The sequence below is a fragment of the Microcoleus vaginatus HSN003 genome, from assembly GCF_022701255.1.
Lineage (GTDB): Bacteria > Cyanobacteriota > Cyanobacteriia > Cyanobacteriales > Microcoleaceae > Microcoleus > Microcoleus vaginatus_B.
On sequence record NZ_CP031705.1, the window covers coordinates 3589447 to 3611354 of the forward strand.

Sequence of the window (21908 nt, forward strand, 5' to 3'; positions counted from 1 at the left end):
GGCGACTAAGAGACAAGCTATAAAATTAATATTACTATTAGGCCAAATATTTACATGGTTGGCGGCCCTAATGGTTCAAGTAAAACTACGGTTTTCCCGATATTATTACCAAATTTTTATTTTGAGAATGTTTTGAATCTGTCAATGCAGATGCGCGGTCGGAATGTCCCCATTCAATCCAGAGTCACTTACTATCCTCGCAGCACGCTTAATGATACAAAGACTGCGAACTTTATCAGACTCTGGCACGGATTTCGCCTTCGAGACAACTTTAGCCGATCGTAACTTTGCTCGATTCTTGAGAAACTGTAAAACTAAAGGCTACAAAATCCACCTGATTTAGTTCTGGCTGCAATCTCCATAACTCGCAATTGAACGGGTGCAACCCAGGGTTGAAAGTGGCGGACATCCTCTTCGCCAAATCGACATAACTTCTCTCATATTGCTTTTGAGATAAATCCACCCTTGTTTTTTCCAACAAGCCCCTGAAGCGCAGCTATCACGTAGGGCATCGCCCAACCTTAAACCGAAGTCATCAACTAACTAATAACCATTAACAAATAACAAAAGTATTGTCAACAGTATTTTTTCGGAAATAGTGAAACTTAAATAAAAATTGCTAGCGAAGATTTTGGAATTATAGCACTTTGTTCAAAGTCTTGGAAAATGCTAAGTTAATTAAAGATTTTATAAAAGTAACGCATAAGTCTTTACATTGTCGATCGCAATTTTGTTATTCTATTAGTAAGTTTCATTCGAGCGACTGAATTTTTGTACTCCAGTCCTACCCCTAAACAGAACGGCAGTTTCCACAATGAGAATTTTAGTCACAGGCGGTGCGGGTTTCCTCGGTTCCCACCTAATCGATCGCTTAATGGCCCAAGGACATGAGGTAGTCTGCCTGGATAACTTTTACACCGGGACTAAACGCAATATCCTCAAATGGCTGGACAACCCGTATTTTGAGCTAATCCGCCACGACATCACGGAACCGATTCGGTTAGAGGTAGATCAGATTTACCATCTGGCCTGTCCCGCTTCCCCCATACACTATCAGTACAACCCTGTCAAGACCATTAAAACAAATGTCATCGGCACGATGAATATGTTGGGATTGGCAAAACGGGTAAAAGCAAGATTCTTTCTCGCTTCCACTTCCGAAGTGTATGGAGATCCTGATGTCCATCCGCAAACAGAAGATTATCGCGGCAACGTTAATTGTATAGGAATTCGCAGTTGTTATGACGAAGGGAAACGAGTAGCTGAAACCTTATCTTTTGATTACCATCGCCAAAATGGAGTAGACATTCGAGTTGTACGAATCTTCAATACCTACGGCCCCCGAATGTTGGAAAATGACGGCCGAGTAGTGAGCAATTTTATTGCTCAAGCTTTGCGGAATCAACCGCTGACAGTATACGGCGACGGTTCCCAAACACGGAGTTTTTGCTACGTTTCTGATTTGGTGGAAGGATTTATTCGTTTGATGAATAGCGACCAAATCGGGCCGATGAATTTGGGGAATCCCGGCGAATACACTATTTTGGAACTGGCAGAAAAAATTCAAAATATGATAAATCCAGGGGCAGAAATTATCTTTAAACCGCTGCCGGAAGACGACCCCAAACAGCGACAACCGGATATTACTCGTGCTAAGAGTTGGTTGGGGTGGGAGCCAACTGTGCCGCTGGATCAAGGTTTAGAGTTGACTATAAAGGATTTTCGCGATCGCATTGAGGGAAACCAAAAGTAGAGACGGCCGATTTGTAGGGGCAAACTCCCCGTAGTTTGCCTCACTAAGGGTAGGCACAGGGGCAGTACCCCTACAAACTGTTTTTCCTTCTTTCTTTCATCTGATTTATTTACTAACTTTGAGGAGATTTCTATGCACGTTTGCGTCATCGGTACAGGATACGTTGGTTTAGTCACCGGCACTTGCTTGGCCCACATCGGCCACCACGTGATTTGCGTAGACAACAACGAAGAAAAAGTTAAATTAATGAAGTCTGGACATTCGCCAATTTTTGAACCCGGACTGTCTGAATTAATGTCTTCTGCATCTGAATCTGGCAATCTAGAATTTACTTCGGATTTGGCCGCCGGAGTGGCTCACGGGGACATTTTGTTTATTGCCGTGGGGACGCCTCCTTTGCCTACTGGGGAAAGCGATACTCGCTACGTGGAAGCGGTTGCTCGTGGGATTGGCGCTCACCTCGACGGCGATTACAAAGTAATCGTAAACAAGTCAACGGTGCCCATCGGTTCGGGGGATTGGGTGCGAAGAATTGTACTCGACGGTTTAGCAGAACGTCAAAAACCTCAAAGCGGTGAGGGGGCTACTGGTGAGGAAGTAGCAGCAAAAAAAGGTGTTCAATTTGATGTGGTTAGCAACCCGGAATTTTTGCGCGAGGGCTGTGCTGTTTTCGATACTTTTAATCCCGATCGCATTGTTCTCGGCAGCACCTCTCGGCGGGCCATGGATATGATGCTACAGTTATACCGGCCGATTGTCGATCGCAAGTTTGCAGAAAATCCGTCTTTGCCGGAGGTTCCTGTGGTGATGACTGATATCAGTTCAGCGGAGATGATTAAGTACGCAGCTAATGCTTTTTTGGCTACGAAGATTAGCTTTATTAATGAAGTTGCTAATATTTGCGATCGCGTTGGTGCAGATGTTAGTCAAGTTGCCCGAGGTATCGGCTTAGATTCGCGCATTGGCAACAAGTTTCTGCAAGCTGGCATTGGTTGGGGTGGTTCTTGTTTCCCCAAAGATGTCTCGGCTTTAGTTCACACTGCTGAGGATTACGGTTACGAGGCGCATTTGCTGAAAGCAGCGGTGGAAGTTAACGAACGCCAGCGCTTGATTGCTATTGAAAAGTTGCAACAAGTTTTGAAGATTCTCAAAGGTAAAACTGTCGGACTTTTGGGTTTGACTTTCAAGCCGGATACTGACGATTTGCGAGATGCTCCTGCGCTGAATTTAATCGAGAGTTTAAACCGATTGGGAGCGAAAGTTAAAGCTTACGATCCGATTGTTTCTCAAACTGGGATGCGTCACGGTTTGTCGGGAGTGTTGGTAGAAACCGATCCGGAAAGACTGGCTGATGGTTGCGATGCTTTGGTGTTGGTGACTGACTGGGAACAGTTTCGTAATTTAGATTACGATAAAATGGCGAAGTTGATGAATCATCCGGTGATGATTGATGGCCGCAATTTCTTAGACAAGAAGGCTTTAGAAGCGTCTGGTTTCCAATATGTGGGGATTGGAAGGTAAAGGGTGAGTTTTGAGCATAATTTCTCTCCCGTAGGGTACTAGCAGAGGTAGGGACACGGCAGTGCCGTGTCCCTACGGCATTCGCTCGCGGAGTGTACTTCATACACCTCGAATCTGCTGTATATTGCTGGAGACCCACAATCGCGGGTTGCTCCGCCCCGCCTACTTTAAAAATGTTCCATCAATGTTTTTTCTTGAGCGTAAACATCTCGTAGCTGTTGCAGCGCTGAGGCACAAATTACCGATTTAACTGTAGCGACTAATTTACCCCACTCAAGCAAGCTGTCAACTGAAACAGCCGTTTTGAAGTTGTACGTATAGAATTTAGTCCAAAATTCTGGTGCTTGTGTCCGTTTCCAGCGTTTGTACCATGCGACAAAATCTTGAGCACAGGGCGGTTTTACTTCTAAGATTGGGGGGAAATCGGCGTAGCTGACAAATCGACTCAGGCCTTTGGCATGAACGTACACCACGTTGTGGCAGCATTCGATCCGGTATATCTGTTCGGGTGAGATGTTGAATAGGAGTGCTACTGTTTCTTCGGTGACAAATCTCGATCGCGGATTGACGATCGACGATTTGTGAATAATTTTTGATGCGCCGATCGCTGACGATCTTAACTGATTTTCTGATACCATTGTAGTTGCATCTGGTGGTGGTAGGTAAATCTATCTGCTAGGTGCGATCGACAGAAATTATCTGTCGGGATTAATTTTAACTGGCGATCGTCTTTAGTTGGCCGACCGAGGGCGATCGCTTTTTGATATATTATACTAAATCCAAAATTTTGTAAATAGTCAATATGAGCAAAGGCTTAGTCAGATTGCGGGTTCGAGAGTTGGCTGCCGAGAAGGGATGGACGCTCAAGGAAGTTGCGGAGCGATCGGGCGTGGGCTACAGTACCATTAGCAATTATGCCCGTTCTCAGGGTATGGCAATGGTTGACTTTGCAGCAGTCCACAAGCTGGCTCGAACTTTTGATGTGATGATTGAGGATTTCGTGGTAATCCTAGAAAAATAGTTGAAAGTTTTGCCTAAATTCAATGTTTGAGCGATCGACCAAAAGCAGATGCGAACAAATAGTTTAACCTGCGATACTAATTCACAGATGCGATCAACCGAGCCTCCCAAAGACTCCCTCAAACCATGCCCAAGCCAAAAAAGACCCCCGCCAAAACCTACACTGAAATCAACCTCAGCGATCCTCAATACTACTTCAACCGAGAACAAAGCTGGCTAGAATTCAACAACCGCGTGCTCCACGAAGCCCTCGACCCCCGCACGCCCCTGCTAGAAAGACTCAAATTTCTCGCTATTTTTAGCTCCAACCTAGACGAATATTTTATGGTGCGCGTGGGCGCCCTCAAACAACAAGTACACGCAAAAGTCAGCAAATTGACCTCCGACGGCCGCACGCCCCAACAACAGCTAGATGCCCTGAACAAGCGGCTTTTGCCGATGGTTACTCAGCAGCACTCGTATTTTGAGCAAACCCTGCGGCCGAAACTAGCAGCAAGCGAAATCTACATTCTCGACTACATTGACCTCAATCAAGAACAGCGCAATTACTTGCACCGCTACTTCAAAGAACAAGTATTTCCCGTACTCACTCCCCTAGCAGTTGACCCCAGCCACCCATTCCCCTACCTTTCCAATCTCAGCCTTAATTTAGCAGTAGTAGTCAGAGACCCTGACACGCGGGAAGAATTATTTGCCCGTGTCAAAGTACCGCAGGTACTGCCGAGGTTTTTGCCACTACCGGGGGATTTGCAGTGGCAGCAGAGGGGCAAATCTCCTGTTTGGACTGGCGTGCCCCTAGAACAGGTGATTGCCCACAATTTAGAAGCTTTGTTTCCGGGGATGGACGTTGAGGAATATCACCCGTTCCGCATTACTCGCAATTCCGATTTGACGGTGGAGGAAGATGAGGCAGAGGATTTGCTGCTGGCAATAGAACAGGAGCTCCGCAAGCGCCGGTTTGGAGGTTCTGCGGTGCGGATGGAAATTCAAGCGATTATGCCGCCTGCGCTGCGAGATATGCTGATGGAGGAACTGGACCTCGGCGAGCAAGATGTTTACGTCGTAGAGGGGCTGCTAGGCCTCAAGGATTTGATGTCTTTTGTGGGGCTGCCAGCGCCGGAACTGAAAGACCCGCCTTGGACTCCGGTTGTGCCGCCGCGCTTGCGAAACTCGGAACCGGCAAGGATTTTAGACAAATCGAGGTTGGATGCTGAGGAGGGCGAGGATATTTTCACCGCCATCCGCCAGGGCGATTTGATGCTGCACCATCCTTATCACTCGTTTGCGGCGACGGTACAGCGGTTTATTACTGAGGCGGCGCACGATCGCTCGGTATTAGCGATTAAAATGACTTTATACCGCACTTCTGGAGATTCGCCGATCGTCAGCGCCTTAATTCAAGCAGCAGAAAACGGCAAGCAGGTAGCCGTTTTAGTAGAGCTCAAAGCTAGGTTTGACGAAGAAAATAATATTCTTTGGGCTCGTAAATTAGAACAAGCTGGAGTCCATGTAGTTTACGGTTTGGTGGGACTCAAAACCCACACCAAAATTGTGATGGTAGTGCGTCGCGAGGAGGGGTACATCCGTCGCTACGTCCACATCGGCACGGGCAATTACAATCCCAAAACAGCCGGACTGTATACCGATGTGGGTTTGTTGAGTTGTCGCGAGGATTTGGGTTCGGATTTGGCGGATTTGTTTAATTATTTGACTGGTTATTCGCGACAGGTATCTTATCGCAAATTATTGGTAGCGCCGGTCAATATGCGCGAGCGATTTTTAGCTTTAATCCGGCGCGAGGCAGACTTCTGTCGCTTGCAGGCCGAAAGCGGTATCAGTAGCTGCGGCCGCATAGTCGCTAAAATGAACGCTTTAGTTGACCCTCAAATCATTGTTGCTTTGTACGAAGCTTCGCAAGCGGGAGTTAAAATTGATTTGATTATCCGGGGGATTTGCTGTTTGCGTCCCGGCGTTGAGGGTGTTAGCGAAAATATCCGAGTTATCAGTATTATCGGTCGCTTTTTAGAGCATTCTCGGATGTTTTATTTTTTCAACGGTGGCAACGAAGAGGTGTATATTGGTTCTGCTGACTGGATGCAGCGCAATCTCACCAGACGGGTTGAGGCCATAGTTCAGGTGGAAGACCCGACAATTGCCATGGAATTGCAAGAAATTTTGGGGGTAATGCTGGCTGACAACCGCCAAGCTTGGGATTTGCAGTCTGGCGGACACTACTCTCAGCGGCGGCCGCCTGCTAATTGCCCAGAAGTAAGTTCTCAGCAAATTTTGATGGATATGGTGATGAATTAGTTATTAGTTAGTGGTCATTAGTCAGTAGTCAAATTTGCAGTTAGCAGTGGTCGGTTCTTGTTAGCTATTAAGCTGTACTGCATTTAATTTTAACTTTTTGGGCGGGTTCTCCTGCCCACCCCACAAGATTTTTAGTAAACACAACTATAGCAATCCTTGCAGGATTTCTGGGATGGGCTAGAAGCCCGTCCCTCCCAGTTGTGGGATGGGCTTCTAGCCCGTCCCGACTAGAAACCCAAACCACGTTTATAACTGACGAAAGGATTGCTACGTGCAAATTAAATGCGCGGCAGGTTAGCCGACTACTGACTAATGGCTACTGACTAATGACTACTTAACTGTTAAAAGTCCGCTTAAATTCTTCTAAGAGATCGTCAATTTCTTCGATCGCCTGACTCACATCTATTCTCACGGCTCCCAAGTCCGATCGATCTAACAGCCGCACGAGGGATTCCCGCTTGCTCTCGATCAGTGCTACGCGCTCTTTGATTGTTTGTGCATCCATGGTTTTTTGCCTTTGCTACTATTAACAAAAATATTTGACATTCCCCCCTGCGAACAGACGGAGATTCTTAATCCACCGACATACCTTTTTGGGCAAATCCTTCACTGTTTTTATATGGGAAGTGATGAACCTGCTCAGGGTTTTTGGGTCTGTGTTATAGTTTGATTGTACATCAAAACTTCCCCCAAACTTCAGCCAAATTTTAGCGCAAAAAAGGCGGACGTTTGGTATCTGCGGGTTTATTTTTCATCATTCCGGCTAAAAATCGCTTCAGGGCCTTCTCCCGGTTTTTCATAAAAGCAGCCCAAAATCCCGGTTGATATTCATCCATCGTCTTGGCTAGGGCCCAGACATCGATCGCTAAGATATTATAAAGCCTTTCATCTTCGCGTTTGAGCGAGTTAATCTGCTCCAAAACCGCCTTGTTTGCTCCAGCAGTTTGTTTGTCTTCGTCTTTAATCATGTCCGAAAAATGGTTTAAAGGGCAAGAGTGTCTGCGATCGCCACTCTGTATACTTTGATGATACTGCCGATCTCGATTGCCTTCTGGAACCAACGCCGCGCAATTAACACGGATATTTACCGATGGCGTGCCCGGGCGAGTCCGGCAGGATAAGCTTCTGAACCTAGAGACAAGACTGTGGATGCACACCGCTCCCGCGCTCATAGATGCTAGCAGTTTTTGCAGGTCTTTTGGCAAAAAAACTAAATTTATTCAAGACTTTTTGACAGATAATAATTAAAGTATATTATTTCTGTCCGACTACTTACCTCACTAATATGTTACGTAAAATTTCTTTAGCAAACCTAGCCTTAGTTGTGGGCGGTATTATAGCAGCAGTCGGGTTCGGAGCATACTTCACAGATAGACCTACCCTGAACCTAGCCGGTTTTTTTTATGGAATTCCGCTGTTGCTGGGAGGTTTGGCCCTGAAAGCGGCTGAACTCGAACCAGTGGAGTTCACCGAACCAACTTCTCCCGAAGTTCTTCTCCTGCGAGAAAGTCAGGCCACAGATACTCAAAACCAAGTCCGCAAAGATATTACGCGATTTCGCTACGGCCAACCCGCGCACTTAGATGATGCTTTGGAGCGCTTGGGCCTGGCCCCAACAGACGAGGAACGGCCGCTCCTGCAAGGGTTGCGGGAAGTTAATGTTGATGGTGCTTATGGGTTAATTCTAGAGTTTTATTCGCCGCTAATGTCGATCGAAGTCTGGGAAGAAAAGCAAGAAAAAATAGCTACTTTTTTTGGGCCGGGTTTGCGCGCGCAAGTGAGTCACAAGGCTGGTGACAAAATTGAATTGGCTCTCATTAAAAATACTCAAGCTTAAAGTAGTCTTAAGTTTGGAGTGCGTCAATTTTGAACTCGTCAATTAAAAATTAATCCTGCACCAGTCGAGATACTGATAATAGCTGCAGGTTTCAAGCTGTCGCTATTATCAGCAAAAGCTCAATCCGCAATAGAGCGATCGCGCAAATTAGATTTTCCTTAATTACAATAATAGTTGAGAACCGATCGGCAATCTTAAATCAGGAGAAGCACAAATGGTTTCGTCCCAAAGTAGGATAGGTATTATCGGCGCAGGAACATCAGGAGTTTATCTAGCAATTCTGCTGATTCAACAAGGGTTTCAAGTTGACTTGTTTGAAAAAGCACCCCATCCGCGCACCGATGGCTGTGGTATCCTGATCGTACAAGCAGGTATGCAAGCACTTCATCAAGGCAACCCTGAAATCACCGAAAAAATTATCAACTCAGGCGATCGAGTTAAACTATTCGAGTTTCGCAACCTCCGCGGCGGTGTCATCAATTCCGAACCAGTCACCTACGAAGAACATGAACTTCCAGGAATGCTGGTACACCGCAAAGCTATTCTAGAAGCACTCCTCGACAAGTTACCCCCTGAGTGTATTCATTTTAATGCGGAATTAGCATCGATCGCCCAAACCGAGCACAGTGCGATCGTCCACTTCAAAGATGGCCGTAAATGGGAAGGCGATCTTTTAATTGGTGCAGATGGAATCGTCTCCAAGGTTCGTCAGTATATAGTTCCAGGTGTTGAACTCTTCTATTTAGGCGATATCGTCTGGCGAGGAATTGTCGAAGATCACAGCTTCTGTCCAGAAGGAAACTTTTTTGTTTATGTACGCGGTCGAGGAATTTATGCCAACTTCTTTCACATTGGCGGTGGTCGCACTCATTGGGGTTTCTTTATTGAAAAAGAGCGCACAGACTCCGAAACCGGGAAACTCCAACCTAATAATATAGCATTTCTTACAAAGGTGAGGTACAATAACAGCAGTGAGTAAACCAATTCCAAATATTTGCTGATGTAACTTCACTAAATGCAAACTCTATGGCTTTTGCTAACTCTTTATAATTAGGTGTCTTGATAGAACGGAGAATATTTTTAAGTTTTGACCATAAATTTTCAATTGGGGAGAAATCCGGCGAATAGGGCGACAAGTATATTAATTTAGCCCCTTTTTTTTGGATGGCTTTTTCTACTTCTTCTCCGGTATGAATAGTACAATTATCCATGACTACACAAGCACCTTTCCATAACTTTGGCACTAATTTTCGGATAATAAAAGCCTCAAATGTAATTGCATCAGTTGTACCTATTAAATTAACTGATGTTAGGACTTCTTTGACCGATATAGCTCCAATTATTGAGACATTTCTTCCGCGTTTATTCGGTTTTGATCCCTTGGCTCTTGAACCTTTTAGAGATCGAGCATATAACCTAACCATTGCCAAGTTTACTCCACATTCATCAATGAATATTAAGTCTTTGAAACAAACTTCTCTAATTTTTTGCCAGAACTCGTATCGCAGGTTCTGAACCCTGTCAGTGCCTTTGTCTGACGGGAAAAGAGTTTTTTTTTCAAAGTCATGTTTAAGAGTTTTGCCATTCTTCCCATCGTTGCTACGCTGATGGTAAAACCAATTTTTTGGTACAGTAAATAACGGAGTTCTTCGAGAGTTGCATCATTGTTTGCTTCAATCAATTCCGCTAAAATTAGCAGTTGTTCTGCATTCAGTTTTAATTTGACTCCACATCGCTCAGTGCGAGGAGCAATGTTTTGGGTGTCACGATACTGTTTAACCAATTTTTGGACAAAACTTAGGGCTACACAAAAACGGTTAGCTATTGCTCTTTGTGACAGCGGTTCATTATGGTACACATCCATAATTTTTTGTCTAAAATCAATCGAATAAGTTTTCATTTTTACTAATGCGTGATCCTTGCTAAAATTTGAGATAGTTGTCATTCTAGTGACTGCTGCGGGTCGAGGGACTACTGCTCGAAGATCGCCCTATTTAATTAGAGCTGTATAACATTTTGAAGTTCTATATTTTTCACTCCGTTTAAGTCAGTTATATTATACCTCATCTTTCTAAGAAATGCTATATTACCATTCCTCCCCAAGAACTAGCCAAACTCCCAGAGGATGCGCGAAAAGTAATTGAATCAACCCCTGTGGAAAATATTGTCTGTCGTTTTTCCTATGACATTGACCCCCTACCAAAAATCTATGATGGTCGTGTTATCTTAATTGGAGATGCGGCCCACGCGAAAAGTTCCACACGCGCTAGAGGTATGACTTCCGGTTGGGAAGATGGTCTGTGTTTAGCACAACATCTCAGAGATAGTGCTAATATTGCCGAAGCGCTGGAAAATTTTCAAGCGGAAAGATTACCTATTGTCCATGAATATCAACGCACTAGCCGTGAAATGAGTCTGAAAATAGGCCGTCGTTAGCCCACTTAAAAATCATCAATATACCCAGATGCCCGACTTCGTGAAGAAATAGGGTATCTCAGAAAAAAGCATTTTACTCGATCGCGTTTTGTAAAGAAAGTGGAGGCCAATCAATGAGTAACGATTTGGTGATTCATCAAGATACTCTCCCCCCTCTAAATCCTCCTGATTTAGAGAAAGTTCCTGAAATTTTCACGCGTCATATTGGCACTTGGCAAGGTGAGTATATTAAGACCGATACTCGCGGACATTTTTCTCGCAGCTTCTTGGGTAATTTTACCATCTCGATTGAGGGGAGTCGCTACCGACAAGTTAACAATTATGAATATTCAGATGGTTCTCGCCTCCAGTTAAATTTTGAAGGTGAATTTGAAAATCGGATGCTGAAAATGTCTTCTAACAGTTATTCGGATTTTTCCGCGATCGCCTGGGATGCAGGCCAGGAAACCGTTTGCTTTCGGGCAACTAAAACCCAAGATAACGCATTGATAACCTTCGTTGAAACAATGACATTACTCAGCGAAAATCAGCGAGTTCGTAGCACTCAAGCCTTTAAAAATGGCATTTTCGATGGTATCTCCTTTATTGAGGAAATACGTTTGTAGTCGAAGCAACAACTGCATCTTCTTCTTTTTCTTCCTTCGCGTTCTTAGCGCCTTCGCGGTTCATTTAATCTTACTCCCTAAGCGATTGGAATAAAAAAAAACAGGTTAATCAGCATTAACAAACAACCGGGAACGAGTAATAAAACGCTCTCCCTCCGGCCCTTCCAGGGAAAAATCGCTGCCTCCTGGCCCCGATGCCACGTCTATAATTAACTGCGTGTGCTGCCAATATTTGTATTGCTGGGCTGCAATATAAAAGGGACAACCGCCTATTTCGCCCAGCAATACGTCACCATCACCGATTATCAATTCGCCATCGGGAAAGCACATGGGGGAACTACCGTCGCAGCAGCCGCCGGATTGGTGAAACATCAATTCTCCGTGTTTAGTTTTGAGATGGTTAATTAATTTTAAAGCCGCTTCTGTTGCGGTGACTTTTGCAGTTTCCATTGCAGTCTGTTTACAAAAATCTCTAGTTATTATTATGAGCTTATAGTAAGCTATCAGGCATCTAAATTGTATTTGTGGGCGGGCGGTACACCCCACAAGCAGAAAATTCCCTCTTTGTGGAACAGGCATCTTGCCTGTTCCTGACATAATTTAATAGTTGAAGGACTTTACTCCTCACTACAAACCCATAAGTGAAGACTTTAGAAAAAACCTAAAGCTTTCGGGCTGTAGCTGACAAACAAATTCTTAGTTTGCTGGTAGTGATCTAACATCATTTTGTGATTTTCGCGGCCGATACCAGATGATTTGTAGCCGCCGAATGCTGCGTGGGCTGGATAGAGGTGATAGCAGTTTGTCCACACGCGGCCTGCTTGAACGGCGCGACCCATGCGGTAGGCGGTGTTGATGTCGCGAGTCCAAACTCCTGCACCTAAACCGTAGAGAGTATCGTTGGCAATTTCTAATGCTTCGGCTTCGTCTTTGAAGGTGGTGACTGCTAATACTGGGCCGAAGATTTCTTCTTGGAAAATTCGCATTTTGTTGTTTCCTTTGAAGACTGTCGGCTGGAAATAATAGCCGTCTTGCAAGTCGCCGGATAAGATGTTTCTTTCGCCACCAATTAGACATTCTGCGCCTTCGGCGTGACCGATTTTGACGTATTCGGCGATTTTTTCCATCTGGTTGACGGAGACTTGCGCGCCGAGGGCGGTTGTCGGATCTAAGGGGTTGTCTTGTTTGATTTGACGGATGCGATGGATCGCCCTTTCCATGAATCGATCGTAGATTGACTCCTGAATTAAGGCGCGGGAGGGACAGGTGCACACTTCGCCTTGGTTGAAGGCAAACATGACTAATCCTTCGACTGCTTTGTCGAGAAATTCGTCGTCTTGGGCGCAGATATCTTCAAAGAAAATGTTGGGGGATTTGCCGCCTAATTCTAGGGTGACGGGGATGACATTTTGGGAGGCATATTGCATGATTAGCCTGCCGGTGGTGGTTTCGTCGGTGAAGGCGACTTTGGCAATCCGGCGACTGGTGGCGAGGGTTTTGCCGATTTCGGCGCCGCGCCCGTTAATGACACGGTGGTTTCGTCGAGTTCGCCGATCGAGCCTTCTTGAGCTCCGATGCAGCTTGCGAAGTAATTGAAAAAATAGTAAATAAGTGCATTCATCATTATCAATGTGACGCTCTTGCATAATATTTATTAGCACCATAAGCAATAAAGGTTAAAACACTCAATGTCTGCTCAAGGGTTCTATCGTCGTTCACTCCCCGATTCTGCTATTGCCTTTTCCTCCGTAGAGGGAAGGCAAATTTTTCGAGAAGCCTTGGCATTGGGAGGTATGGAAGGGTATTTTGCTCTAGCTGAACAGTTTCATACTCAAGCAGAACCCGCTTTTTGTGGATTGGGTAGTTTAGTTGTTGTTCTTAATGCCTTATCCATCGATCCGGGTCGCATTTGGAAAGGGGTGTGGAGATGGTATGGAGAGGAATTTTTAGACTGTTGTTTACCTCTTTCAGTCATTAAAGAAAACGGTATCACCTTTGATGAGTTTGTCTGTATAGCACGTTGCAACGGTGCTGTTGTAAAACCTAACCGTTACTACCAAAGCAGCTTGGAAAACTTTCGGCAAGCAGTTGAGGAGGTGACTACGGCGTCAGGTGATATTCATCTAGTTGTTTCCTACAGCCGAAAGGTATTGGGACAAACGGGTGATGGTCACTTTTCACCAATTGGTGGCTATCATCCACAGCGGGATCTCGTTCTTCTGCTGGATGTTGCCCGTTTCAAATATCCACCTCACTGGGTTTCTTTGCCTTTGTTATGGCAAGCATTTGAACCTGTCGATCCCGTCACTAATCAATGTCGAGGTTATATTTTATTGCAGAAGAGTGAAAGGTTGCCAGAAACCTTTTTTCATGTTGCTTTTGATTTACATCAGTGGCGTAGTGTTGCTCCTTACTTTACAGAAATACTCCCAGACATTCTGAGAAAAGAGCAACCTGATTCAATTGCTTCAGTTGGCAGTACCATCCTGCACCATTTGCCTGTTGAGTTCACAACTATGGTGCATACTTCGTCAGAGACAGGAGAGAAACTTGAGAAATTACGGGCAGCTATTCACTTAAATTCACTGTTTGATATTGTTCACCAATGCTTGTCAAGCGATGACTCGGATGCAATGTCTGTTGTACGCAAGTGGCGATCGCAACAGCCATTCGTAGCAGAGATAATAACAGCAATATTACTGTCGTGTCCCGAAACGCTCTATGCAACTCTCAAACCCGAGTTACGACTGTGGTTTAGTGAGGTTCGCCACCTTGAGAAACTACTCCCTCCCTTGGATATAGAGATATCTAGATTGAGAGAACAAATGTCCGCACTCCAGGAGTTTTACACTTTATATTCCAAGGGACATCAGTGTAATATCCCTAGTGCGGGCTTTGGAAACTGGCAATGAAAACTGGCTGCGCTGCGCCCTCCAAGACAAAATTCACCAGCCTTACCGACAATCTCTGATTAAGGGATATGAAGCGGTGCAACAAGCCGCCGTGAATGCAGGGGCCTATGGAATGGTAATTAGCGGTGCCGGGCCAACACTTTTAGCTTTAACGGATGTGGCTAACGCTGAGGCGGTTGAGAGGGAAATGGCTGCTGCTTGGATGGAATTTGGGGTAAAGGCTGATGTAAGGGCGATCGGGCTTGATACTCAAGGAGCACAAGTTTCGACTGAATTAAGTTAGTTTACTTAAACAATCGTTCAATTCCCCTACCAACCATTCTTTCTCAGCTTGCGGCAAAAATAAGCCAAAACAATAGTTACGCGACTTGGCGCGAATCAGGCAAAAAGTCATCGATTTTTTGAGCAATGGCAAATGAATTCCGCTTAACTTTACCCGCTGGATATCTTGAGGGGTGATTTGAATTGGTTTAGTGAATAGACGAGAAGCAATCCTACACAAGCACCTACATAAGAACATCAAAGCATAAAATACGGTAAATATTATTACAGCTTGGATTGATATAAAGAAAAATGGCTCAAATAATTTATATAGCCAGTCGGCCACAGCGTATTTAAACAAGCCATATGTCGAACTCGACTGTCGGCCTATCTCCCCTAGGCTTACAAAAAATCCCAGAATCAAAGAGAAGGGAAGTAAAACTTTATAACTCAGATGAATGAATTGGAAAAACGATTTGAGTTTGCTAGGTAAACGATTGGGGTATATCTTAATGAATAACCACCGTTTAGCGTCAATTAAAGTAATTCGGGATTGGGGCGATATCTTAAACATTTTTTCGGGATTAATCCCGCTTGGCTGTTCCCCTCGCAACGCTGATAAAGCATTTTTTGCTGAGTGAAATCGATCTTCAATTGCGGGTTCAATTATCTTCTCTAACCAGTCGGCAAACTCTGGAGAAATAGAGACGCGATCGCGGAATTTTACCTTCAGCTTGTGTCTGGGTAAATCAGATGGAAATTTCTGGGTTAACAGGAAAAGCAGCGTTGTCCCTAATCCATACAAATCTGTTGATAATACAGCTTTTCCCCTGAATTGTTCTGGTGCCATGTAACCGTAGGTTCCGACAACGGTACTGCCTCCAGTAACGGTATGATGGTAAGTATTTTGAACGGCGCCAAAATCAACTAGGAAGACTCGCCCATTTTTTTGCAGAATAATATTTTGGGGTTTAATATCTCGGTGGATAGTAGCAGGTAACAGCGATTGCAGATAAGCCAGAATTTCTAGCAATTGATAGGCGATATGACGAACTTGCGCTTCATTTGGTTTCCAGCCATTTTCTATCAACTGTGCGAGAGATTTTCCCGGTGCGAGTTGTTGGGCGATATAAAAACAACGATCTTGGGAAGTATCAACTTGAAAGTAGTCAATGTAGCGAGGAATTCCCGGATGATTCAATCCCGATAAAGTTTTTGCTTCTCGTTCAAATAACTCGATTTTCTTCCATTCAGTAGTCAGGCGCAGGGACAAAGCTTTGAGTGCAACTTTTTGATTGCTGTTTAAATCTACAGCAGCATAGGTGATCCCAACTCCACCCTGTCCTAATTTACCGATTATGCGATATCTTTCAGCAAGGATTTTTTCCGATAGTTGTAGTATTTCCATATTTTTCTGCCTGGGTTGATTTTGGATAATTAGTCTGTTGCGCCGTGAGATCTAAGTATTTCGGCTGCTGCTTCTCGGTCGGGGTTAGAGTTGGTTTCTGCTATCTTTAGCGACGTGTCGCCATAAGAGTTTGTAGCGTCAATCTTTGCACCTTTAGCAATCAGCAATTTTAAGATTTCTAGAGTCCCATAATGTGCGGCTTGGTGGAGTGGAGTTGTGCCAGATACATCTATATTATTAACATCTGTACCGTTGTTAATTAGCAGTGCAGCAATATCATTGTGTCCGAGCGCGATCGCTCGATACAATGGAGTTTGACCCTTCACATTTCTAACGTTAACCCTTGCACCTTTAGCAATTAGCAGTTCAACGATATCTTGAGATCCTCGAGTAGTGGCAAGATGCAGGGGAGTTTGAAGCAAGTTATTTTTGGCATTAACGAATGCACCTTTGGCAATGAGTTGTTTGGCTACATCCTTAAGTTTGAAATCGACAGCGATATGCAGTAAGGTTCTGCCATATTTGTATTCACTATTAACATCTGGGTGTTTACTAATCATCAACGCTACTGTATCCTCAAGTTGCCTGTCTACTGCGATATCCAGTGGAGTTGTTTTGTTATTATCCTGGATATTAATTTCTGCACCATTCTCTAGCAGTAGTTGATTGATATTCTGCATATTTTTTGATACAGCAATATGTAGTGGAGTCGCTCCATAACTATTTTTAACATTGAGTTGCGCGCCATTAGCAATTAAAAAAGAGACGATTTCTGGGCGAGCGTCTTGAATAGCTAGGTGTAACGGAGTATTTCCATATTCGTCCTTAGCATTGATATCCAGCATTAGCAAAGTGGCCACTTCTTTGGTGGCTGCATAGTGCAGTGGAGTTCTTTTTTTACTATCCCTGATAACAATATTTGCGCCGTTGTTAATTAGCTGTTGTACCAACTCCTTAAAGCCTATTTTTGCTGCGTTATGTAATAAAGTTGTACCCTTGCCATTTCGGGCATTTTCTTCTTTAATGTTAATTTTTGCGCCTGCAGCGAGTAGTATTTGTGCGATCGCCTTCGATTGCGCCGTATGTAGAGGAGTTATGCCATTTTTGTTTTTGGCATTGACATTCGCGCCTTTAGCAATCAGCAACTTGGCCATTTCAGGCGATCTCGCAAAGAACAGAGGAGTTGTACCCTTACTATTGCCAGGTAAAGAGCTTCGCAATCTATAAGTCCTTATAGGACTCCAGCTATAAAAATGAGTTTCTCTTTCTGTTTGGGCGTTAATATCTGCACCTTTAGCAATTAGCGTATGTGCCACTTCTATGCGATCGAATCCAGCAGCAAAGTGTAACGGGGTAAAGCCAAGTGCATCCTTAGCTTTGACATCTACACCCTTGGAAATTAACAATTCTGCCACCTTTTTTGAGCCAGCAAAGTGTAGTAAATTCAGGTTGTTTACCCTTGTATTGGCACTAATACCAAGATCCAGATAATGCCTAACAGTTTTAGTATCTCCCTGTTCAACAGCGTTGACAACTGCATCGGGGGTAAATCCAATCCGGTTGAGGATGGGATATTTAAAGTGATTTAAAACAGCAACAGTAGAAATAGTAGCCACAGCAGCAATTCCTATTTTGAGGCGTTTTTCCCATTGCGTCGATAGATTGGATTTAACGCTAAATATTCGAGGATTGCGAAGCGATTCAAGCGCTTCTTTTGCCGCTCGAAAGCGGTTTTCTAAATCTGACGCGATCGCTTCTTCTAACCAATCGGCAAATGCTGCTGAAATCTGAATTTGAGAGCGAAAATCTTTCTCTAGTATATTTGTTGGTAATTCGGCGGGGGAACGATGGGTTAGTAAATACAACAAGGTCGCTCCTAAACCATATAAATCTGTTGCAGGTACGGCTTGTCCGAGACATTGTTCTGGAGCCATATAACCATAGGTTCCAACTAGGGTACTTCCTCGCATTAAAGTATTGTAATAAGTGTTTTGCACTGCTCCAAAATCTACTAAGCAGACTGCCCAGTCTTTTTCTTTGTGGGAATCGATCGGCGATTTGAAAACAATATTTTCTGGTTTAATATCCCGGTGGATCACAGGTGGTGTCTGTGAATGGAGATAAACTAAAATCTCCAAAATTTGTGTTGCAATGCGTTGAATTTCAGGTTCACTAGCGTGCCAGCCATTTTCGACTAAACTGGCTAGAGATTGCCCTTCTGCCAGTTCTTGTACTATATAAAAACAACGGTTATCGGGAGTATCGACATAAAAATAATCCAAATAACGCGGAATTCCCGGATGATTCAATTTTGATAAAACATTGGCTTCTCTTTCAAATAGTTCCAGCACTTTCCAGTCGTTCATCTTCTGTAAAGACAAAGCTTTTAGTGCGACTCGCTGGTTTGTTTTGAGGTCAACGGCTTCATAAGTTGTGCTACTACCGCCTTCTCCGAGTAGCTTTTTAATTTGATAGTGTTTGACTAAGTTCTGGGGAATTTGTTCAACAATATCCATAGCATTATCCTGGGTTGATGAGTACCAACAAACATTTTATATTTGGGTTTTTAAAACCCAAATTTTGAAAAATTTATGCAATGTGAATTGAGTGTTTGAGTATATTTCAAACAAGTCAATAGAAAAGTCAATGACGGACTCTGTATATTTGCTTAAATTTCAATTACCGTATTTCTATGGATAACTTACCCAGAATTTTGGAGTGTCATATCACCTTTGGCGAAAATTTACGTACGGGATATTGATCGTAATCGAGCCGATAATCATAGCCGACGCGATCGTAAATGCCTGCAAGCAATTCCGGCAAATTAACAATAGGTTCTACATCTTCTTCGCGCAAAGGAAGTTGTCGGTCTTTTTGAGATGCTAGCCAACGTTCGTAGGCTTCTCTATCGCCACTTTTTCTCTCAGCGCCCTCTGCGTCCTCTGCGGTTAATCAAAAAAAGTAGTGATTTTGGATACAATTCCCGACTCAACAGTCGATCGAACTCCTCAATTTTCGATGCGGATCTAAAATTCACCTAAAGTTCGACGCCCTTTGGCAAAACCCTTCCTAAGATAGAAGTTGGGGGACGATCGGTCTTTTAGCCGATTCAGGAGTAAGTGTCAAGCACTCCATCGAACCCAAACTCAGAGCCGCAAGACAGGGAGGTTATCAATATCATGGTACAAGCGCCGACAGGGGAAGCCCGACTGGGCCCGATGGATCAGGTGCAAGCCCTAGACCGCGATTGCACAACCCTATCTCGTCACGTACTCCAGCAACTCCACAGCTTTTCAGCAGATGCTCAGGATCTCAGTGCGCTGATGAATCGCATCGGGCTGGCGGCAAAGCTGATCGCGAGGCGGCTCAGCAGAGCCGGATTAATGGCAGATGCCTTGGGGTTTACAGGGGCTACGAACGTGCAGGGAGAATCCGTCAAAAAGATGGATATCTATGCCAATGAAGTGTTTATCTCGGTATTCCAGCAAAGCGGACTTGTGTGCCGCTTGGCTTCCGAGGAAATGGAAAAACCCTACTACATTCCCGAAAATTGTCCGATCGGGCGTTACAGTCTGCTCTACGACCCCATAGACGGTTCTTCCAATCTTGACATCAATCTCAATGTAGGCTCCATATTCAGCATCCGCAAGCAAGAGGGGGACGATGAAGACGGTTCGGCCTCCGACTTGCTGCAACATGGACACAAACAAATTGCCGCTGGTTATGTACTCTACGGCCCGAGTACCATGCTGGTTTATTCGATCGGTCAGGGCGTTCATTCCTTTACCCTCGATCCCAGTTTGGGCGAGTTTATTCTAGCTAACGAAAACATTAAGGTTCCCGATCGCGGCCCGATTTACAGCGTTAATGAAGGCAACTTCTGGCAGTGGGAGGAATCTTTGAGGGACTACATTCGCTACGTACACCGCAGCGAAGGCTACAGCGCCCGGTACGGCGGGGCTTTGGTGGGAGATTTCCACCGGATTTTATTCCAGGGAGGCGTGTTTTTGTACCCGGGAACGGTGAAAAACCCCGAGGGCAAATTGCGCTTGCTCTACGAATCGGCTCCTTTGGCGTTTTTGATGGAGCAAGCCGGCGGGCGGGCAACTACAGGTATTCAAGACATCTTGGATGTAGTGCCGACCAAGCTGCACGAGCGATCGCCCTTGATTATCGGCAGTAAAGAAAATGTAGCGATGGTCGAGTCTTTTATTCAAGATCGAGCGCGCAATCCTAGAACAGTCCAAGCGTGAAGGAAAAGGGAAGTTCGGCAACGGATTATGTAACGGATGTAACGGATGTCAGGAAGAAGGAAGAGGGTTTTAACTTATAACTTTCGGCTCCCAATTACCAATTCCCCATTGCCAATTTTCAATTACCAATTTTCAATTTTCAATTCCCAATTTCCAAGTCCCAATTAACAGCTATCAAATTGTAGGAGTTACAGTAATGACGACAACGCCAACGAATCACCTGTTAGAAATCAAAGAAATTGGCCAAAGTATCTGGATGGACAATTTGACTCGCAATCTGATCGAGTCCGGCGAACTCAAACAGATGATTGAAAGTCGGGGACTGCGCGGGATCACATCTAATCCGGCGATTTTCGAGAAAGCGATCGCAGGTAATGTGATTTACGACGCGGATATCGAAGCGGGCATCCGGGCGGGTAAATCTGTAATGGAGATTTATGAATCTCTGGTATTTGAAGATATCCGCAACGCTTGCGACATCTTCGCCCCGGTTTACGCAGAGTCGAAGGGTTTGGACGGTTACATCAGTATCGAAGTGCCACCGACGATCGCCAACGACACAGAAAGCACGATTAGCGAAGCCATGCGCTATTACCAAGCCCTCGGCAAAGAAAACGTGATGATTAAGATTCCGGGAACCGCTCAAGGTTTGCCCGCAGTCGAGCGAGTCATCAGCGAAGGGATTAACGTTAACGTGACTTTGCTGTTCTCGGTTGACAGCTACGTCGAAACCTTCTGGGCTTACATTCGCGGTTTGGAAGCGCGGGTGGCTAAAGGTTTGGATGTGAGTAATATTGCTTCTGTGGCCAGTTTCTTCTTGAGCCGGATCGACATCAATATCGATGGCAAGATTGATGAGAAACTCAAAAATGTCACAGATATTTCCACCAAAGCCAAACTGGAAACAGTGAAGGGGAAAGTTGCGATCGCCAATGCGAAGGTAGCTTACCAGAAGTATAAAGAGATCGTAGCGAGCGATCGCTGGCAAGCTTTAGCGGCCAAGGGAGCGAAAGTGCAGCGCTTGCTGTGGGCTTCCACCAGCACCAAAAACCCCCACTACAGCGATGTCATGTACGTCGATGAACTAATCGGCCCGGACACGGTTAACACTTTGCCGCCGAACACCGTTGAAGCTTGTTTCGATCACTGCGATGTCGCACCCCGGATTGAGAACAATGTTGCAGAAGCTTACACTCTGATCGAAAGTCTCAAAGATCCCGACATCGACATCAACTTGGATCAAGTGATGGCAGAGTTGCTCTTGGACGGGATTGAGAAATTCGTCACCCCGTTCCAATCCCTGATGGATTCCTTGCAAGAGAAAGTCCAGAAGTTGTCAGCCGTCGCTTAGGCAGATATCTGTATCCTGAAAGGCAGAAGCATTTAGGAATCGGAATAGATAATTATTTGGGTTCTTAAATGCTGAGTCTTAAATCCTCTCTAGGAATTTTGAGATTAATGGATGTCATAGTTCCTAGAGAGCAAAATCATCTGCCTCCTCTAGCAGTATTAAGAACCGATTAACTCTCTCACCCAGCAACTAGCAGAAATGACCGTAAACTATCATGGTGTCTTGGCAGGGTTGACAGCAC

22 protein-coding genes are annotated in these 21908 nt (G+C 44.7%); 12 read left to right on the forward strand and 10 right to left on the reverse strand.

Annotated features, from left to right (window positions below; genetic code table 11):
* Window positions 1-271 precede the first annotated feature (271 nt).
* Window positions 272-463 carry a hypothetical protein gene (locus tag D0A37_RS15560; protein WP_242715660.1) on the reverse strand — a complete coding sequence of 64 codons (192 nt, stop codon included), beginning with the start codon at window positions 461-463 and terminating at the stop codon, window positions 272-274.
* 351 nt (window positions 464-814) lie between these two features.
* Between D0A37_RS15560 and D0A37_RS15565 the strand changes: the two genes are divergently transcribed.
* Both D0A37_RS15565 and D0A37_RS15570 read left to right on the forward strand, forming a co-directional pair.
* Window positions 815-1753: a UDP-glucuronic acid decarboxylase family protein gene (locus D0A37_RS15565; protein ID WP_242715662.1), complete on the forward strand. Its 939-nt coding sequence runs from the start codon at window positions 815-817 to the stop codon at window positions 1751-1753.
* 132 nt (window positions 1754-1885) lie between these two features.
* The gene (locus D0A37_RS15570; protein WP_242715664.1) at window positions 1886-3274 is read left to right on the forward strand and encodes a UDP-glucose dehydrogenase family protein; all 1389 of its coding nucleotides are present in this window, start codon (window positions 1886-1888) and stop codon (window positions 3272-3274) included.
* A gap of 167 nt (window positions 3275-3441) precedes the next feature.
* On the opposite strand, the gene D0A37_RS15575 is transcribed toward D0A37_RS15570, so the two are convergent.
* Window positions 3442-3912, reverse strand: coding sequence for a hypothetical protein (locus D0A37_RS15575; RefSeq protein WP_242715666.1), 471 nt, complete (start codon window positions 3910-3912; stop codon window positions 3442-3444).
* A gap of 164 nt (window positions 3913-4076) precedes the next feature.
* Between D0A37_RS15575 and D0A37_RS15580 the strand changes: the two genes are divergently transcribed.
* Window positions 4077-4295: a helix-turn-helix domain-containing protein gene (locus D0A37_RS15580; RefSeq protein ID WP_006632503.1), complete on the forward strand. Its 219-nt coding sequence runs from the start codon at window positions 4077-4079 to the stop codon at window positions 4293-4295.
* Between the two features lie 125 nt (window positions 4296-4420).
* Window positions 4421-6604, forward strand: coding sequence for a polyphosphate kinase 1 (gene ppk1, locus D0A37_RS15585; protein WP_242715668.1), 2184 nt, complete (start codon window positions 4421-4423; stop codon window positions 6602-6604).
* Window positions 6605-6938: 334 nt separating this feature from the next.
* On the opposite strand, the gene D0A37_RS15590 is transcribed toward ppk1, so the two are convergent.
* Together D0A37_RS15590 and D0A37_RS15595 are read right to left on the reverse strand one after the other, a co-directional pair.
* The gene (locus tag D0A37_RS15590) at window positions 6939-7109 is read right to left on the reverse strand and encodes a hypothetical protein (protein ID WP_242715670.1); all 171 of its coding nucleotides are present in this window, start codon (window positions 7107-7109) and stop codon (window positions 6939-6941) included.
* Between the two features lie 202 nt (window positions 7110-7311).
* Complete coding sequence (locus D0A37_RS15595; protein ID WP_006632500.1) at window positions 7312-7572, reverse strand: hypothetical protein; 261 nt, start codon at window positions 7570-7572, stop codon at window positions 7312-7314.
* A gap of 317 nt (window positions 7573-7889) precedes the next feature.
* Here D0A37_RS15595 and D0A37_RS15600 point away from each other — a divergent pair, with 317 nt between their 5' ends.
* On the forward strand, window positions 7890-8441 hold the full coding sequence (locus D0A37_RS15600) for a DUF2854 domain-containing protein (RefSeq protein ID WP_242715672.1): 552 nt from the start codon (window positions 7890-7892) through the stop codon (window positions 8439-8441).
* Window positions 8442-8655: 214 nt separating this feature from the next.
* Entirely contained in the window at window positions 8656-9420 is a 765-nt protein-coding gene (locus D0A37_RS15605) for an NAD(P)-binding protein (protein ID WP_242715674.1), read from the forward strand.
* Here the strand turns inward: D0A37_RS15605 and D0A37_RS15610 are convergent.
* A protein-coding gene (locus tag D0A37_RS15610; RefSeq protein ID WP_242715677.1) for an IS630 family transposase occupies window positions 9386-10341 on the reverse strand; the annotation gives its coding sequence in 2 pieces (ribosomal slippage) (window positions 9386-10008 and window positions 10008-10341; 957 coding nt in all). The two genes, D0A37_RS15605 and D0A37_RS15610, sit on opposite strands and share 35 nt — an antisense overlap.
* Before the next feature lie 254 nt (window positions 10342-10595).
* Between D0A37_RS15610 and D0A37_RS15615 the strand changes: the two genes are divergently transcribed.
* Window positions 10596-10877 carry an FAD-dependent oxidoreductase gene (locus D0A37_RS15615; protein ID WP_242715679.1) on the forward strand — a complete coding sequence of 94 codons (282 nt, stop codon included), beginning with the start codon at window positions 10596-10598 and terminating at the stop codon, window positions 10875-10877.
* Between the two features lie 113 nt (window positions 10878-10990).
* Window positions 10991-11482: a hypothetical protein gene (locus D0A37_RS15620; RefSeq protein WP_242715681.1), complete on the forward strand. Its 492-nt coding sequence runs from the start codon at window positions 10991-10993 to the stop codon at window positions 11480-11482.
* Between the two features lie 105 nt (window positions 11483-11587).
* Here the strand turns inward: D0A37_RS15620 and D0A37_RS15625 are convergent, their stop codons facing one another.
* Complete coding sequence (locus tag D0A37_RS15625; RefSeq protein ID WP_242715683.1) at window positions 11588-12061, reverse strand: DUF779 domain-containing protein; 474 nt, start codon at window positions 12059-12061, stop codon at window positions 11588-11590.
* Window positions 12062-12132: 71 nt separating this feature from the next.
* Window positions 12133-13146, reverse strand: a complete 1014-nt coding sequence (locus D0A37_RS15630) for an aldehyde dehydrogenase family protein (protein WP_278187073.1) — start codon at window positions 13144-13146, stop codon at window positions 12133-12135.
* 24 nt (window positions 13147-13170) lie between these two features.
* Here D0A37_RS15630 and D0A37_RS15635 point away from each other — a divergent pair, with 24 nt between their 5' ends.
* Window positions 13171-14394, forward strand: coding sequence for a phytochelatin synthase family protein (locus D0A37_RS15635; protein ID WP_242715685.1), 1224 nt, complete (start codon window positions 13171-13173; stop codon window positions 14392-14394).
* Complete coding sequence (locus D0A37_RS15640; protein ID WP_445242405.1) at window positions 14378-14677, forward strand: homoserine kinase; 300 nt, start codon at window positions 14378-14380, stop codon at window positions 14675-14677. Before D0A37_RS15635 ends, D0A37_RS15640 begins: the two co-directional genes overlap by 17 nt.
* Here the strand turns inward: D0A37_RS15640 and D0A37_RS15645 are convergent.
* The 3 genes from D0A37_RS15645 to D0A37_RS15655 all read right to left on the reverse strand — a co-directional run bounded on the left by D0A37_RS15645 (window position 14669) and on the right by D0A37_RS15655 (window position 18919).
* Window positions 14669-16063: a serine/threonine protein kinase gene (locus D0A37_RS15645; protein ID WP_242715687.1), complete on the reverse strand. Its 1395-nt coding sequence runs from the start codon at window positions 16061-16063 to the stop codon at window positions 14669-14671. The genes D0A37_RS15640 and D0A37_RS15645 overlap by 9 nt on opposite strands.
* 29 nt (window positions 16064-16092) lie before the next feature.
* On the reverse strand, window positions 16093-18579 hold the full coding sequence (locus D0A37_RS15650; RefSeq protein WP_242715689.1) for an ankyrin repeat domain-containing protein: 2487 nt from the start codon (window positions 18577-18579) through the stop codon (window positions 16093-16095).
* Window positions 18580-18784: 205 nt separating this feature from the next.
* Window positions 18785-18919 carry a DUF4058 family protein gene (locus D0A37_RS15655; RefSeq protein ID WP_333038323.1) on the reverse strand — a complete coding sequence of 45 codons (135 nt, stop codon included), beginning with the start codon at window positions 18917-18919 and terminating at the stop codon, window positions 18785-18787.
* A gap of 323 nt (window positions 18920-19242) precedes the next feature.
* On the opposite strand from D0A37_RS15655, the gene fbp reads away from it, so the two are divergent.
* On the forward strand, window positions 19243-20316 hold the full coding sequence (gene fbp / locus D0A37_RS15660; RefSeq protein WP_242715691.1) for a class 1 fructose-bisphosphatase: 1074 nt from the start codon (window positions 19243-19245) through the stop codon (window positions 20314-20316).
* A gap of 196 nt (window positions 20317-20512) precedes the next feature.
* The gene (gene tal / locus D0A37_RS15665; RefSeq protein ID WP_242715693.1) at window positions 20513-21667 is read left to right on the forward strand and encodes a transaldolase; all 1155 of its coding nucleotides are present in this window, start codon (window positions 20513-20515) and stop codon (window positions 21665-21667) included.
* Window positions 21668-21908: the final 241 nt, after the last annotated feature.